The organism is Aeromonas intestinalis, from assembly GCF_054052485.1.
The window spans coordinates 50798-65691 of record NZ_JBSTYK010000008.1; the positions used below are offsets into that span (position 1 = coordinate 50798).

The window sequence follows — 14894 nt, forward strand, 5'->3', positions numbered from 1 at the left end:
GCCAGGCGGGCTCAATGGGGAGCGACGAGAGAGTCCACCCGATAGGCCAGGGTACAGGCCCGCCCTCGGGACTTGGCATGATAGAGCGCCTGATCCGCCTGCTCGGTGAGGGTCTGCCACCCCTTGTCCGATGAGGGAATGAGATAGCTGAAACCGATGCTGACCGTGAGATGTGCCTCCACCCGGGAGGCGGGATGGGGGATCTGCAGCCTGTCCAGTCCCTGGTGGATCTGCTCCGCCAGCCGCTCCGCCTCTCCCGGCTGCGGCGCACACAGCAGAATGACAAACTCCTCCCCGCCATAGCGGGCCACCAGGTTGGTCCGCCGTCGCTCCGTCTCCTGCAGCAGCGCCGCCACCTGCTGCAAGCATTGGTCGCCCTTGCCGTGGCCGAAGTGATCGTTGTAGGACTTGAACTCGTCCACATCGATCATCAGCACCGCCAATACCCCCTGATGACGGCGGGCCCGCTCCCACTCCCGCTCCATGGTGATGTCCCACTGGCGGCGATTGGCAATCCCGGTCAAGGGATCTTCCAGGGACAATAGGGAGAGGCGCCGGTTGGCCTCCTCCAGCGCCCTGTTGGTATCGGCCAGCTGCCGGGTGCGTTCCTGCACCCTCTGCTCCAGCTCCCGATTGAAACGCTCAAGCGCCGACTGGGTACGTTGGCGGATCAGCAACTGGGAGAGCGTGGCGGCATACTGCTTGAAGATCTCGCTCTGATAAGCCTTGAGGGGCCGGCGCCAGAGCAGGTTGTCGGCGGCGATCCAGCCGATGGGGATGGCCCCGTCCCACAGCGAGACCATGGCATTCCAGCCCCGTCCCACCTCCTGCTGCTCGTAATAGAGGGGGGCATCCTCCAGCACCAACACATAATCCTTGCGCCGCAGCGCCTCCTGCACCGTGGGATGCTCCGGGATGGGGGTGACGAAATGGCGTTCGTTGGTGAGCTCTCCCGCCTCGTTGGTACCCCAGGTGCCGTGCATGGTCTTGCGGTCGTTGTCGATGAGGAAGATGGCGACCCGATCGAACTGTAACTCCTCCCGGGCGAGCACCACGGCGTCGTGCAGCAGTTGATCCTCGCTGTCGCAGCGAGAGAGCCTGACTCCGACCTCATGCAGGGCCTGCAACAGATGGAGGAAGGCATCCTGCAGGGCCTGGCTGCGAACGAGGTCCGCCTGCGTGTTGAGGCGCTGATCCCGCTCCCTGTCCACCTGGCTGGCGAGCCTTCTTCCTTCCAGTTCCGCTGCCAGATAATGCATCAGCAGCTGAATACTCTGTCTCTTTTGATTTGACAGGCGATCTATGCGGCGGCGGGTCTCCAGATAGACCACGGCCTCCAGTCCCTGATGGCGTTTGAGGGGGAAACTGACCCGCAGGCGCGGCGCCTCGGGTTCGACGCTCTCCCAGATCCCATGGGTCGGTGCCACAGGTTCCACCAGCAGTTGGCCAAGCGCCAGGGAGCGTTCGATGAAGGAAACGGGCAGCGGGAGGGTCGACAGGGCGTCGGCAGCCAGGCACAGCAAGCCCGACTCCGGCCGGTAACAGTAGAGCTGGGGCACGGGTGCCCGCAGCCATAGATAGATCTGCTCGGCTTCGGTCTTCTCGCTGACCGCCGCCAGGGTCACTTCACAGAGATGTTCAAAGCTGGTGAAGTGCTCCGGATCCCATTCTTGCATGCCCACTCATCCTTGAAATGTATCCAAGCGAGTATATCGACAAAGTCAGCGGCTAACTGACTTGGCAATCAAAAGCGCGATCCAGAGCCCATTTTTACAGCAGGTCCAGTGCTTGCATGGCGCTGCGAATACGCTCGCGGGTCGCCTCGGACAGAGGCATCACCGGCAGCCGGCACTCTTCGCTGCACAACCCCAGCAAGGAGACCGCATATTTGGCACCGGCGGGGCTGGGCTCGGCGAACATGGCCTGATGCAGCGGGATGAGTTTGTCCTGCAACTCGCGAGCCGCCTGCCACTCACCGGCCAGGGCCAGGTTTTGCACCTCGGCCACCAGTTTGGGCGCCACGTTGGCGGTCACCGAGATGCAGCCCTGGCCGCCACCTATGTTGTAGGCGACCGCGGTCGCATCTTCACCGGAGAGCCAGGCGAAGGGCTTCTTGATGAGCTGACGCTCGGTCCAGGGACGGGCCAGATCGCCGGTGGCGTCCTTCACCCCGGCAATGCGCGGCAGTTCGGCCAGCCGGGCCAGGGTCGCCGGCTGCACATCGACGATGGCGCGGGGCGGGATGTTGTAGACGATGATGGGCTTGGTGGTGGCGTCATGCACCGCCTTGAAGTGATGATACAACCCCTCCTGATTCGGGCGGTTGTAGTAACCGGCCACGTGCAGGGTGGCGTCAGCCCCCGCCTGCTCGGCGTGACGGGTGTACTCGATGGCCTCCACCGGGTTGTTGGAGCCGGCACCGGCGATGACGGGCACCCGACCGGCCACCTGCTTGACCACCAGTTCCACCACCCGGCAATGCTCGTCGTGGGTCAGGGTCGGGCTCTCCCCCGTGGTACCGACCGGCACTATGCCATGGGTCCCCTGCGCTATGTGCCACTCCACCAGACGGACCAGCGCGGCTTCATCCAGTTGGCCCTGTTTGAAAGGGGTGATCAGGGCAACTATCGAACCTTGAAACATGGATTTCCTTCTCCTGACTGAATTAATGGGTCAATAAAAAGCCCCGGTACGAGGGTCGCTACCGGGGCTAGAATCGTCTCAGAGATGAGAGGTTACGCGCGCACGTCAGCAGGCCCGGGGATCAGGCTGTGTTTATGCTTTCGTTTCGATACGCGCTGACGCATGGCTCATCTCTGGATATATAAGGTGTCTGGCATATTTCGGGAAGGCGGCATAAATGTCAAGGCGAAAGCAGCCATGTATAATGGCCGCCCAAAATTGCGTGGAGAAAACCAATGAGTCGTCCTGTCAGTGCCGTCAGCCAGATGCTGGAACGTAACCAAGCCCTCTTCGTCGGCAAGCGGCTGCTCGTCTGCGGCGCCCTGGAGGATGACTATCCGCGCCAGCTGGCCGAACTGACTGACTCCCTGGCGGTCTTCACCACCGACTACTGCTACTACCTCAGCCAGCAGGCCGCCCTTGGCGAACGCATTCTGTTCGATCACCAGCTTGGCGGCGCCCCCCGCTTCGATGCCCTGCTGCTGCTGATGCCCAAGGCCAAGGCCGAGGCCCAGTACCTGCTGGCCATGATGGCCCCCTTGCTGGAGACGGGTGCCGATCTGCTGCTGGCGGGAGAAAACAGAGGGGGGATCAACGGGGCCGACAAGCTGCTGGCCGCTTATGGGGAGAAACCGGTCAAGCGGGATTCGGCGCGCCGCTGCTCCCTCTATCACGGGGAGCTCAGCAAGCCGGTCACCCCGTTCAAGCTGGACGCCTGGTTCAGCCGCTATGAATGCCAGGCCGGGGACACCTCGTTGACGGTGATGGCCCTGCCCGGGGTATTCAGCGCAGACGGCCTGGATCTCGGCAGCCAGATGCTGCTGGCGAGTCTCCCCCCCATGACGGGCAAGCTGCTGGACTTTGGCTGCGGAGCCGGCGTCATCGGCGCCACGCTGGCCAAGCGCAATCCCGAGCTGCAGGTGAACCTGGTGGACATCAGCGCCCTGGCACTGGAATCCAGCCGCCGCACCCTGGCTGCCAACGGTCTGCAGGGGAAGGTGCACGCCTCCGATGTCTACTCCGACATTGAGGGGAAATTCCAACATATCGTCTCGAATCCCCCCTTCCATGCGGGCCTCAAGACCTTCTACGCCGCCACCGAAACCTTCCTGGAAAAAGCCCCCGCCTACCTCAGTGCCAACGGCTCGCTGACCATAGTCGCCAACGCCTTCCTGCGATACCTGCCTATACTGGAGGCTCACTTTAAACAGACCGAGATCATCGGCAGCGATGCCAAATTCAAGGTCTACCTGAGCAAACTGTAAATAAATGTAAGTGCTTAATAAAACCTATAGAGAGTGCCAGACGGGATCTGTTAAGGTGACTGAAAACGATTTCCACCCCTTTTGGGGTGTTTTTTCGCAGCAGATTGAAAACCTTTTCATACAGAGAGAGAAAGACGATGGCAGGCATTTTGACCATGATCCTGGCCGGAGGAGAAGGAACCCGTCTCCAGCCACTGACCACGACTCGCAGCAAACCCTCGGTACCCTTTGGCGGTAGTTACCGGCTGATCGATTTCGTCCTCAACAACTTCGTCAACGCCGATTTCCTGCGCATCTATGTGCTGACCCAGTTCAAATCCCAGTCTCTCTATCTGCACATGAAGAAGGGCTGGAACATCGTCGGCATCACGGATCGCTTCATCGATCCCATCCCGGCCCAGATGCGGATGGGCAAGCGCTGGTACGACGGCACCGCGGACGCCATCTACCAGAACCTGCGCTTCATCGAGACCTCGGATCCCGAGCATGTCTGCATCTTCGGCTCCGACCACATCTACAAGATGGACGTGAGCCAGATGGTCAGCTTCCACAAGCAGAAGGCCGCGGCCATGACGGTCGCCGCCCTGCGCATGCCCATCGAGGAGGCGAGTGCCTTCGGGGTGATCGAAGTGGATCAGGAAGGGCGGATGATAGGCTTTGAGGAAAAACCCAAGCACCCCAAACACATCCCCGGGGATCCGACCCAGGCCCTGGTCTCCATGGGCAACTACATCTTCGAGACCGAGACCCTCTATCGGGAGCTGAAACGGGATGCCGCGGAGGAGAACTCCAGCCATGACTTTGGCAAAGACATCATCCCCAGCCTCTATCCGCGCACCCCTGTCTATGTCTATGACTACAGCGGCAACGTGATCCCCGGAGAGAAGCCCAACGTCTACTGGCGTGACGTGGGGACGCTGGATGCCTACTGGCAGGCCCACATGGACCTGGTGGCCGATGACGCCCCCTTCTCCCTCTACAACCGCAAGTGGCCGTTGCATACCCACTACCCGCCCCTGCCCCCCGCCACCTTCATCGACACCGATGACTGCAAGGTAAAGATCGCCAACTCCCTGATCTCCGGTGGTTGCTTCATCCAGGGCAGCCAGATCCAGCGCTCCATTCTGGGCTTTAGCTGCAACGTCGGCCCCTGCAGTCACATCAGTGAATCCGTGCTGCTGGGAGATGTGAAGATCGGGGAAGGCAGCTCCATTCGGCGCGCCATCATCGACAAAAACGTTGAAATTGCACCCGGCACCGTGATCGGTGAGAATCTGGACCATGACAGAGAGAGGTTTACCGTGTCCGAAGGCGGTATCGTCGTGGTACCTAAGGGAGCAAGAGTTGGTTACTAGCCCGTTGAAAATTCTGTTTGTTGCCTCTGAGGTCGAGGGGTTGGTCAAGACCGGGGGCCTGGCGGATGTCGCCAGAGCCCTGCCACTGAATCTCGCCCGCCAGGGCCACGACGTTCGCATCATCCTGCCCTTCTACCAAACCCTCAAACGCCGGGACGAGGCGAGACTCATCGCCTCCCGCTGGCTGCCGACCCCGCCGGATCGGGCTGACATCAGCTATCGCATCTATCAGCTGGAGCTGGACGGGGTCTGCGTCTACCTGCTCGATTGCCCGCAGTATTTCGAGCGGCCCCAGCTCTACGCTGAAAACAACCAGGCCTATCCCGACAACGGCGAGCGGTTCGCCTTCTTTTGCGCCGCCGCCCTGCACGCCTGCGAGCAGCAGGGTTTCGCCCCCGACATCGCCCACTGCAACGACTGGCATACCGGCCTGCTGCCCCTGCTGCTCAAGACCCGCTATGCCGGCAACCCCTTCTTCCAGCACACCCGTTCGGTCATCAGCATCCACAATGCGGCCTTTCAGGGGGTGTTTGACCGCCCGCAGTTCTGGGCCCTGCCCGAGATCACCGACTACGAGCGGCGCATCAACTACGACTACGGCCACATCAACCTGCTCAAATGCGGGGTGCTCTATGCGGACAAGATCAATGCGGTCAGCCCCAACTATGCCAATGAGTTGCTGACCCACCTGGGGGCCCACGGCATGGCCAGCGTGTTCCAGCAGCGGGCGAGCGATCTGTGCGGCATCCTCAACGGCTGCGACTATCAGGACTGGGATCCCGCCAGCGACAGCTATCTGCCCGCGACCTATGATGCCGATCATCTGGACGGCAAGCGTCTGTGCAAGCAGACGCTGCAACAGGAGACTGGTCTTCCCACTGCTGACTTGCCAATTTATGGCATGGTATGTCGCCTGACCGAGCAAAAAGGGGTACATCTGCTAATCCCGACCCTGACCAAGTTCCTGCAACATCAGGTCCAGCTGGTCATCGTCGGCTCAGGCGATCCTTCACTGGCCGCCCAGCTGCAGGCCATCGCCCAGCAACATGCCGACAAGTTCGCCTTCATCAACGCCTATGACGACCGTCTGGCCCATCTGGTGGAAGCGGGCGCCGACTTCTTCCTGATGCCCTCCCTGTTCGAACCCTGCGGCCTCAACCAGATGTACAGCCTGGCCTATGGCACCCTGCCGCTGGTCCGTGCCGTCGGCGGCCTCAAGGATACCGTGGTGGACTGGGATGCTGACCCTGCGCGTGCCACCGGCTTTTGCTTCAACGACCCCACCGCCAGCACCCTGCTGGACGCCATGCGCCGCAGTCTGCTGCACTACCTGCAAGAGCCGGAGCGTTTCGCCAAGGTGCAGCGCACGGCCATGCAGACCCGCTTCAACTGGGCCGACTCCGTAACCCAATACGAACAGATGTATCGGGATGCACTGGCCAGGAGCAAGCACTGATTGCTGAAGTTTTGTGCCCTTAACGCAGCTTTATCCGTCAACAGCGAAAAAAGTCCCCTTTGGCTGTTGACGCTCCCCCAAAACTCTATAGAATCCCCCACCGCAGTGATGCGAAGGTGGCGGAATTGGTAGACGCGCTAGCTTCAGGTGTTAGTGTCCCACGGATGTGAGGGTTCGAGTCCCTCTCTTCGCACCATACTGCAACATGCTCTTATCAGACGGCATGTAAATCCAGACTGATAACCCGATGTGCGAAGGTGGCGGAATTGGTAGACGCGCTAGCTTCAGGTGTTAGTGCCCCCCGGGTGTGAGGGTTCGAGTCCCTCTCTTCGCACCATGCTTCTGACATGTAAAACCAGAGAATGCGCTCCAACCGCATTTAAAAACCAGCTGGAGAAAATCAGTGTGCGAAGGTGGCGGAATTGGTAGACGCGCTAGCTTCAGGTGTTAGTGTCCCACGGATGTGAGGGTTCGAGTCCCTCTCTTCGCACCATCTATTCTGCAAAAGGCCCATCACGCGAGTGTTGGGCCTTTTGTCTTTTCATGCTGCGCGGCTATGCTGTTGAGACTTCAACGCCACGGAAGGGGATGCCCGATGATCCTGGATGCCGACATTCACAATTTCTACGAACACCTAGTGCTCAAGGAGATAGAGAAACAGGGGCTGGAACAGACGCTAAGCCCCCCGCAACTGGCCGATCTCTGCTGCCTCACCCTGAATCAACTGCCCGCCCACTACATCCGCCACAACGTCGACATGATCTACTTCACCACGGAAGTCGAGCGCACCGAGATGGAGCAGAAGGTCATGGCAGCACTGCGCCTGGCCCATGACAGGATCCTGGCCGTCCCCTCTCGCTGACTCGCTCGTCTGCTAGAGCCAGCTCTGCTGCCAGATCAGGGCGACAACCCCGGTCATGCCGGCCACCGGCAACAGGATCAGTGCAGGCCTCAGTCTGGGTTCCAGCATGACCCAGGCCGCCAGCAGGAATCCCAGACTCCAGATGCCATAGGCCTTGTCCTGTCCCCAACCCCACACAGCCAATCCCCCTATCAACAGCAGGCAACGCACTATCCAGATCATGATGAAACCTCCATGGCATCAGCTTGATAATAATTATCATTTGTATTTTAGGAGGGTGCAATCGAACTTTTCTATGGGTCTCGGTCATTTGAGTGACATCGACCAAACACTCAAAAAATGCTTGCGAGATCAACTAATGGCGATGTTTTTCAATCATTAATGCATTTTTGCTAAATAAGTTGGGATTTTAGGCCTTGGGTTTGTGGTAGATTGCGCCCTCTTTTTGGGTGGGCTCCTCGGGATACAAGTATCCACAGGACGAGAGGCGCCCACCTTGGCGAGCAAGAGTTTAGGAAGTATCTATGCAAAACCAACAAAACCACATCCGACTACCGAGCATGCTGCAGGTGTTTGCCTGTCTGGCCATTTTCCTGGCCCTGGCCTTCTCCTTCACCAGCGTGCTCGACCTGCCGATCCAGCTGGCACTGTTCATCGCCTGGTTCGTCATCATGGGGCTCGGTATCAAACTCGGCCACGATTACAAATCCCTGGAGCAGGCCGCCGTCGACGGCGTCGCCAAGGGGATGGGCGCCATCCTGATACTGGTCTCCGTCGGTGCCCTGGTCGGCACCTGGATCGCCGGCGGCATAGTCCCCAGCATCATCTACTTCGGCCTCAAGGTGATACACCCGTCCATCTTCCTGCTGGCGACCCTGATCATCTGCTCCCTCACCTCCTTGGCGACCGGCACCTCCTGGGGCTCCGCCGCCACCGCCGGCATCGCCATGATGGGCATAGGCCACAGCCTGGGGGTGCCCGCGCCCCTAGTGGCGGGGGCGGTGCTCTCCGGCGTCTACTTCGGTGACAAGCTCTCCCCCCTCTCCGACTCAGTGGTGCTGGCGTCCACCATGTCCAACGTCGACGTGGTGGAACACATCAAGGGCATGCTGCCCATCAGCCTGTTCTCCTACGTCATCACGGCCGCCCTGTTCACCGTGGTCGGCATGCAGTACTCCGGCAATGTCAGCCTAGAGCAGGTCAACCTGGTGATGGAAGCTCTCGACAAGCAGTTCAACATCACACCGCTGGCCATAGTGCCCGTGGTGCTGGTGCTGGGCCTCTTGGCCAACCGCAAGCCCGCCTTCCCGGTGATCAGCTTCGGCGCCCTGCTGGGCCTTATCTGGGCCATCGCCTTCCAGGGCATGGATCCGATCAAAGCGATGCACTCGGCCTACAGTCCCTTCCCCATCGTCTCCGGGGTCGATTTCATCGACAACATTCTGGGCCGCGGCGGCATGGAGTCCATGCTGGGGTCGGTGGCCGTCATCATCTTCGGTCTGGGCTTCGGCGGTCTGCTGGAGAAGGTCGGCATCCTGGCCGTCATCGCCAGCGCCTTCGAAAAACGGATCCAGGGGGTGGGCAGCCTGACCACCCACACCATTGGCACCGCCTTCCTGGCCAACGTGTTCGGCTCGGCCATGTATGTGTCGCTCATCCTGACGCCCAAGATCATGGCCAAGAACTACGACCGGCTGGGGCTGGCACGCAAGAACCTCTCCCGCAACGCCGAGTTCGGCGGCACCCTCACCTGCGGCATGGTGCCCTGGAGCGACAATGGCATCTTCATGGCCGGGGTATTGGGAGTCGCAACCCTCGACTACCTGCCCTACATGTGGCTCAGCTTCACCTGCATCATAGTGACCATCACCCTCGCCTATCTGGGCAAGGCCGTGAACCGGGTGCCGGTGATCGAGGCGGCCAGCTCCCGCTAAGTCCGCAAAAAACAACGATAAAGGCGCCTGAGGGCGCCTTTCGTTTGGACGCTGTTCGCGGTTAAGCTGATGGCTCACCCAGTGGCAGGATGCCCAGATGAACTTCACCTTTCGCCAGATCCGTTACTTCGTCGCCGTGGCCGACAGCTTCTCGGTGAGCCGCGCCGCCGCCGAGCTGCACATCTCCCAGTCTGCAGTCACCAGTGCCATCCGCGAGCTGGAAACCGAACTCGGCGCCGCCTTGTTCGAGCGCAACCCGCGCGGGGTCAGCCTCACCGCCCAAGGCCACCAGTTTCTGCTCCACGCCAGGCGGATCCTCGGCGCCATGACGGAGGCTGGCCAGTCCCTCAAGGCGGTGGCGCAACAGGATCAGGGCCAGCTCACCATAGGGGTAACGACCCTGGTGGCAGGCTACTACCTGTCGGAGGCCCTCGGCCGTTTTCGCCGAGCCTTCCCGGCGGTGCGCATCGAAGTGAAGGAGGACGAGCAACCCTATCTCGAACACCAGATCGTCAACGGCGAGGTGGATGTGGGGATATTGATGACCAACCGCACCATCCGCCAGGAGGCGTTCGATACCGAACTGCTGACCCGCTCACCGCTGCGGCTCTGGCTCGCCGCCAACCACCCCCTCTGCGCCGAGTCCAGCCTCTCCCTCAAGGCCCTCGCCGAGGAACCCATGATCTCCCTCACCGCCGATCAGCTGGACCAGATCATCGGCTCAGGCCTGCGCCGCTACGGCGTCTCTCCCCGCATCGTGCTGCGCACCGCCTCGGTGGAAGCAGTGCGCAGTCTGGTGGCCAGCCAGCTCGGTGCTGCCCTGCTGCCGGATTTTGCCTACCGTCCCTGGTCACTGGAGCAGGAACGGGTGGAGGCCCGTCCCATCAAGGAACCCGTCCCCGCCATCGATATCGGTCTGGTGTGGCGTCGGGGTTCCCAGCTAGGTTGGACCGCCCGGGAATTCATCGACATAGTGCGGGACCAGAGCCGGCTACGGGCCCGCCAAGCCACCTTCCGTTAAAGGCTTCCCCCCGCAAGAAATACAGATTCATCTGCGCCCGATATCGATTTCCCAGATACCTTGGCGGTTAAAAATTGAAATTTTCATTACTCGCGCCTTCTCCTATGCTCATGACTTGTTAACGGTATGCTAATGCCATGGCGTGGCGCCATGATGTTCGATCATGCAAGGAGTGCGAAATGAAACTGACCCCCCTGGCCCTGCTCCCCGCCCTGTTGGCAGGCCAGACCCAGGCCGCCCCCACCGAACTCGGCAAAGGTGAAGGCCAGCTCAACATAGTGGCCTGGGCCGGCTATGTGGAACGCGGTGAGACCGACAAGAACTACGACTGGGTAACCGGCTTCGAGCAGGAGACCGGCTGCAAGGTCAGCGTCAAGACCGCCGCCACCTCGGATGAGATGGTGGCGCTGATGAACGAAGGCGGTTTCGATCTGGTGACCGCCTCCGGCGACGCCAGCCTTCGCCTCATTGCCGGCAGCAAGGTACAGGCCCTGAATCTTTCGCTCATCCCAAGTTACGGCAAGATAGATCCCCGTTTGCAGAGCGCCCCCTGGCATACGGTGGACGGCAAACACTACGGCGTGCCCTATCAGTGGGGCGGCAACATCCTGATGTACAACACCAAGACCTTCCCCAAGGCCCCCGACTCCTGGAGTGTGGTGTTTGAAGAACAGACCCTGCCGGATGGCAAGTCCAACAAGGGGCGAGTGCAGGCATTCGACGGCCCCATCCACATCGCCGATGCCGCCCTCTATCTGATAACCCACCAGCCCGCCCTCGGCATCAAGGATCCCTATGAGTTGAACGAGGATCAGTACAAGGCCTCCCTCGAGCTGCTGCGCAAGCAGCGCCAGCTGGTGGGTCGCTACTGGCACGATGCCTTCGTCCAGATCGATGACTTCAAGAATGAGGGGGTGGTCGCCTCCGACTCCTGGCCCTTCCAGGCCAACACCCTGATCGCCGACAAGCAGCCCATCGCCACGACTGTGCCCAAGGAAGGGGTCACCGGCTGGGCCGATACCACCATGGTGCACAGCGAAGCCAAGAACCTGACCTGCGCCTACAAGTGGCTGGAACACTCCCTCAACAACAAGTTACAGGGGGATCTCGCCTCCTGGTTCGGCTCGGTCCCCGTGGTGCCCGCCGCCTGCGAGGGCAACACCCTGCTCGGGACCGAGGGATGCAAGACCAACGGCATCGACAACTTCGACCGGGTTCACTTCTGGCGTACCCCGGTTTCCCAGTGCAAGAGCCAGGGGACCTGTGTGCCCTACTACCGCTGGGTCTCGGACTATATCGCCATCCTGGGTGGTCGCTGAGCCCCTTCAGGCAAGCAACCCCTACATAGCCCTCTGCGGGCCGGACAGGAGTCCGGCCCGGTCGATGACAAGGACGTACCATGACAGCCGTACAATTTGACCGGGTCAGCCGCCACTATGGCGAGGTGAGGGCGGTCGACGACATCTCCTTCCAGATCCCGGCCGGTGAATTTTTTACCCTGCTGGGGCCGAGCGGCTCTGGCAAGACCACCTGCCTGCGAATGATCGCGGGCTTCGAATATCCGAGCGACGGCGAGATCCGGCTGTTTGGGGAACCCTGCTCCCGGGTGCCGCCCTATGATCGCAACCTCAACACCGTGTTTCAGGACTATGCCCTCTTCCCCAACATGGATGTGTGCGACAACATTGGCTACGGCTTGATGCTAAAGGGGGTTTCCAAGGCTGAGCGCTACCGCAAGGTAGACGAGATGCTGGAGCTGGTGCGCCTCCCCGGGGTTGGCAACCGCAAGCCCGGCCAGCTCTCCGGCGGCCAGCGTCAACGCATCGCCATCGCCCGGGCGCTGATCAATCAGCCGCGCATCCTGCTGCTGGATGAGCCGCTCGGCGCACTGGATCTCAAGCTGCGCGAGCAGATGCAGCTCGAACTGAAAGCCCTGCAACGCCAGCTCGGCATCACCTTCATCTTCGTCACCCACGACCAGCAGGAGGCGCTCTCCATGAGCGACCGCATCTGCATCTTCAATCAGGGTCGAATTGAACAGATCGCCCCGCCAGATGCCATCTACGATGCACCGGCCACCCCTTTCGTCGCCCGCTTCGTCGGTACCGTCAACCTGTTCGAGGGAGAGCAGGCCAAGCGCCTGTGTGGCGACAGCCAGCAGATGATGGTACGCCCGGAGCGGATCCGGCTCAGCGACGCCGGCAGCCCGGGTTGGTCGGGCGAGATCCGCGAGGTGGAGTATCTGGGCGCCTTCGTTCGCTATCGGGTGGACTTGGGGGAGCAGCTCGAGATCCTCGTCAACCACCCCAACGAGGGGCAAGCACGCCTCCCCCGCGGCGCCCGGGTCAGCCTCAACTGGCCGGAGCAGGCCATCCACCGTCTGACCGATCATGAGGCTCGACCATGAGTCTCCCCCTGAGTGCGAGTCTCCCCATGAGCCAAGCCCCCACCGCTTCCACATTCAGGCCGCTGCGGCGCCTCTCCACCCTGCTCTACGGCCGCCCCGGCCTGTTGCTGGGGGTGTTGCTCGGCCCGCCACTGATCTGGCTTGGTATCATCTACGTCGGCTCCTTGCTGATGCTGCTCTCCAACGCCTTCTTCGGGCTGGATGAGTTCAGCGGCCAGATACGCCACGAACTGGGGCTGCAAAACTTCACTGCCCTGCTGCGAGCAGAGAACCTCGACGTCATCCTGCGCACGCTCGGCATGTCGCTGCTGGTGACCCTGGCCTGCGCCCTGCTCGGCTTTCCCATCGCCTACTACATGGCCCGCTACACCAGCGGCAAGACTCGCGCCCTGTTCTATCTCGGCATCATGCTGCCACTCTGGTCCAGCTATCTGGTGCGGGTCTACGCCTGGAAGCTGATCCTGGCCAAGGAGGGAGTCATCAGCTGGCTGGCGGGGAGCCTCGGACTGGACTGGCTGCTGGACGCCATCCTCTCCCTGCCGGTGATTGGCGGCCCCTCGCTGTCGTTCTCTCGCCTCGGTACCTTCATCGTCTTCGTCTATGTCTGGCTGCCCTTTATGATCCTGCCGATCCAGGCCGCGGTGGAGCGGATCCCCCGTTCTCTGCTGGAGGCGAGTGGCGACCTCGGTGCCACCCCGGCCCAGACTTTCCGCACCCTGATCCTGCCGCTGGCGTTGCCGGGGGTAGTCGCGGGTTCCATCTTCACCTTCTCCCTGACCCTGGGGGATTACATCATCCCCGGCATCATCGGCAACTCGACCCTGTACATCGGCCAAGTGGTCTATATCCAGCAGGGCACGGCGGGCAATCAGCCCTTCGCCGCCGCCTTCTCCCTGGTGCCCATCCTCATCATCGCCATCTATCTGGCCATCGCGAAACGCTTAGGAGCCTTCGATGCGCTTTGATACCCATACGTCATTCCTCCACATGAGTTCGAGGGTGACCAGCCTGATCATGGCTATCCACCTGACGACCGCGAAACGACTGGGGGCCTTCGATGCGCTCTAATCCCACGGTGAATCAGGGGTATGGCCAGCGCCCATCCGGGCTGCTGAAATACGCCGCCATCGGAGGTTTGCTGTTCCTGCATATCCCCATCCTGTTCATCTTCCTCTACGCCTTCACCAGCGAGAGCAAGAGCTACCAGTTCCCGCCCCCCGGGCTCACCTTCAAGTGGTTCGAGGTGACGCTGAACCGGCCCGATGTGTGGCGCGCCATCCAGCTGTCGCTGGAGGTGGCCGGGCTCGCGACCCTCGCGGCCATGGTGCTCGGCACCCTGGCGGCAGGGGCCATCGCCCGCAGCCGCTTCTTTGGCCAGGAGCTGGTGTCGCTCCTGCTGGTACTGCCCATCGCCCTGCCCGGTATCGTCACCGGCATAGCGCTGCGCTCGGCCTACGGCCTGATGGAGATCCCGTTCAGCTTCTGGACCATCGTCATCGGCCACGCCACCTTCTGTGTAGTGGTGGTCTACAACAACGCCCTGGCACGCTTTCGCCGCACCAATCAGTCGCTGATCGAAGCCTCCATGGATCTAGGCGCCGATGGCTTCCAGACCCTGCGCTACGTGATCCTGCCGAATCTCGCCACCGCCCTGTTGGCGGGAGGCATGCTGGCGTTCGCCCTGAGTTTTGACGAGGTGATCGTCACCACCTTCACCGCGGGCCAGCAGACCACGCTGCCCATCTGGATGTATCAGGAGCTGATCCGCCCACGCGATCGGCCCGTCACCAACGTGGTGGCCCTCATCATAGTGGCCTTCACCACCATCCCAATTCTGCTTGCCTACTACCTCACCCGCGACGGCCAGGACGTCACCGGCAGTGGCAAATAACGACTCAACGCGTGCGCAAGG

General features: G+C 61.4%; 13 protein-coding genes and 3 tRNA genes. 13 read left to right on the forward strand and 3 right to left on the reverse strand.

Annotation, left to right across the window (positions count from 1 at the left end; genetic code table 11):
- Window positions 1–11 precede the first annotated feature (11 nt).
- Window positions 12–1676 carry a GGDEF domain-containing protein gene (locus tag ACW5W7_RS11760; RefSeq protein ID WP_456501831.1) on the reverse strand — a complete coding sequence of 555 codons (1665 nt, stop codon included), beginning with the start codon at window positions 1674–1676 and terminating at the stop codon, window positions 12–14.
- 94 nt (window positions 1677–1770) lie between these two features.
- Window positions 1771–2643, reverse strand: a complete 873-nt coding sequence (gene dapA / locus ACW5W7_RS11765) for a 4-hydroxy-tetrahydrodipicolinate synthase (RefSeq protein ID WP_349920891.1) — start codon at window positions 2641–2643, stop codon at window positions 1771–1773.
- A 275-nt stretch (window positions 2644–2918) separates the two neighbouring features.
- Here dapA and rsmC point away from each other — a divergent pair, with 275 nt between their 5' ends.
- From rsmC to ACW5W7_RS11800, 7 genes are all read left to right on the forward strand, one after another.
- Window positions 2919–3947, forward strand: a complete 1029-nt coding sequence (gene rsmC / locus ACW5W7_RS11770) for a 16S rRNA (guanine(1207)-N(2))-methyltransferase RsmC (protein ID WP_456501832.1) — start codon at window positions 2919–2921, stop codon at window positions 3945–3947.
- A gap of 137 nt (window positions 3948–4084) precedes the next feature.
- Window positions 4085–5302, forward strand: a complete 1218-nt coding sequence (glgC, locus tag ACW5W7_RS11775) for a glucose-1-phosphate adenylyltransferase (RefSeq protein WP_349920889.1) — start codon at window positions 4085–4087, stop codon at window positions 5300–5302.
- A complete protein-coding gene (gene glgA, locus ACW5W7_RS11780; protein ID WP_456501833.1) occupies window positions 5292–6758 on the forward strand; it encodes a glycogen synthase GlgA in 1467 nt (488 codons plus the stop codon). The genes glgC and glgA overlap by 11 nt, the downstream gene beginning before the upstream one ends.
- A 110-nt stretch (window positions 6759–6868) precedes the next feature.
- Window positions 6869–6954, forward strand: a tRNA-Leu gene (locus ACW5W7_RS11785).
- 55 nt (window positions 6955–7009) lie between these two features.
- A tRNA-Leu gene (locus ACW5W7_RS11790) sits at window positions 7010–7095 on the forward strand.
- Window positions 7096–7165: 70 nt separating this feature from the next.
- Window positions 7166–7251: transfer RNA gene (locus ACW5W7_RS11795), tRNA-Leu, on the forward strand.
- Window positions 7252–7353: 102 nt separating this feature from the next.
- Window positions 7354–7620 carry a late competence development ComFB family protein gene (locus ACW5W7_RS11800; RefSeq protein WP_349920887.1) on the forward strand — a complete coding sequence of 89 codons (267 nt, stop codon included), beginning with the start codon at window positions 7354–7356 and terminating at the stop codon, window positions 7618–7620.
- Between the two features lie 12 nt (window positions 7621–7632).
- On the opposite strand, the gene ACW5W7_RS11805 is transcribed toward ACW5W7_RS11800, so the two are convergent.
- Window positions 7633–7842, reverse strand: coding sequence for a hypothetical protein (locus ACW5W7_RS11805; protein ID WP_349920886.1), 210 nt, complete (start codon window positions 7840–7842; stop codon window positions 7633–7635).
- A gap of 302 nt (window positions 7843–8144) precedes the next feature.
- Between ACW5W7_RS11805 and nhaC the strand changes: the two genes are divergently transcribed.
- The 6 genes from nhaC to ACW5W7_RS11835 all read left to right on the forward strand — a co-directional run bounded on the left by nhaC (window position 8145) and on the right by ACW5W7_RS11835 (window position 14873).
- Window positions 8145–9554 carry a Na+/H+ antiporter NhaC gene (nhaC, locus tag ACW5W7_RS11810; protein ID WP_456501834.1) on the forward strand — a complete coding sequence of 470 codons (1410 nt, stop codon included), beginning with the start codon at window positions 8145–8147 and terminating at the stop codon, window positions 9552–9554.
- A gap of 97 nt (window positions 9555–9651) precedes the next feature.
- Window positions 9652–10575 carry a LysR family transcriptional regulator gene (locus ACW5W7_RS11815; protein ID WP_349920884.1) on the forward strand — a complete coding sequence of 308 codons (924 nt, stop codon included), beginning with the start codon at window positions 9652–9654 and terminating at the stop codon, window positions 10573–10575.
- Between the two features lie 179 nt (window positions 10576–10754).
- A complete protein-coding gene (locus tag ACW5W7_RS11820) occupies window positions 10755–11894 on the forward strand; it encodes an ABC transporter substrate-binding protein (protein WP_456501835.1) in 1140 nt (379 codons plus the stop codon).
- An 80-nt stretch (window positions 11895–11974) separates the two neighbouring features.
- Window positions 11975–12982, forward strand: a complete 1008-nt coding sequence (locus ACW5W7_RS11825) for an ABC transporter ATP-binding protein (protein WP_456501836.1) — start codon at window positions 11975–11977, stop codon at window positions 12980–12982.
- Window positions 12979–13947, forward strand: a complete 969-nt coding sequence (locus ACW5W7_RS11830; RefSeq protein WP_456501837.1) for an ABC transporter permease — start codon at window positions 12979–12981, stop codon at window positions 13945–13947. The genes ACW5W7_RS11825 and ACW5W7_RS11830 overlap by 4 nt, the downstream gene beginning before the upstream one ends.
- Before the next feature lie 92 nt (window positions 13948–14039).
- Window positions 14040–14873, forward strand: a complete 834-nt coding sequence (locus tag ACW5W7_RS11835) for an ABC transporter permease (protein ID WP_456501838.1) — start codon at window positions 14040–14042, stop codon at window positions 14871–14873.
- Window positions 14874–14894 lie beyond the last annotated feature (21 nt).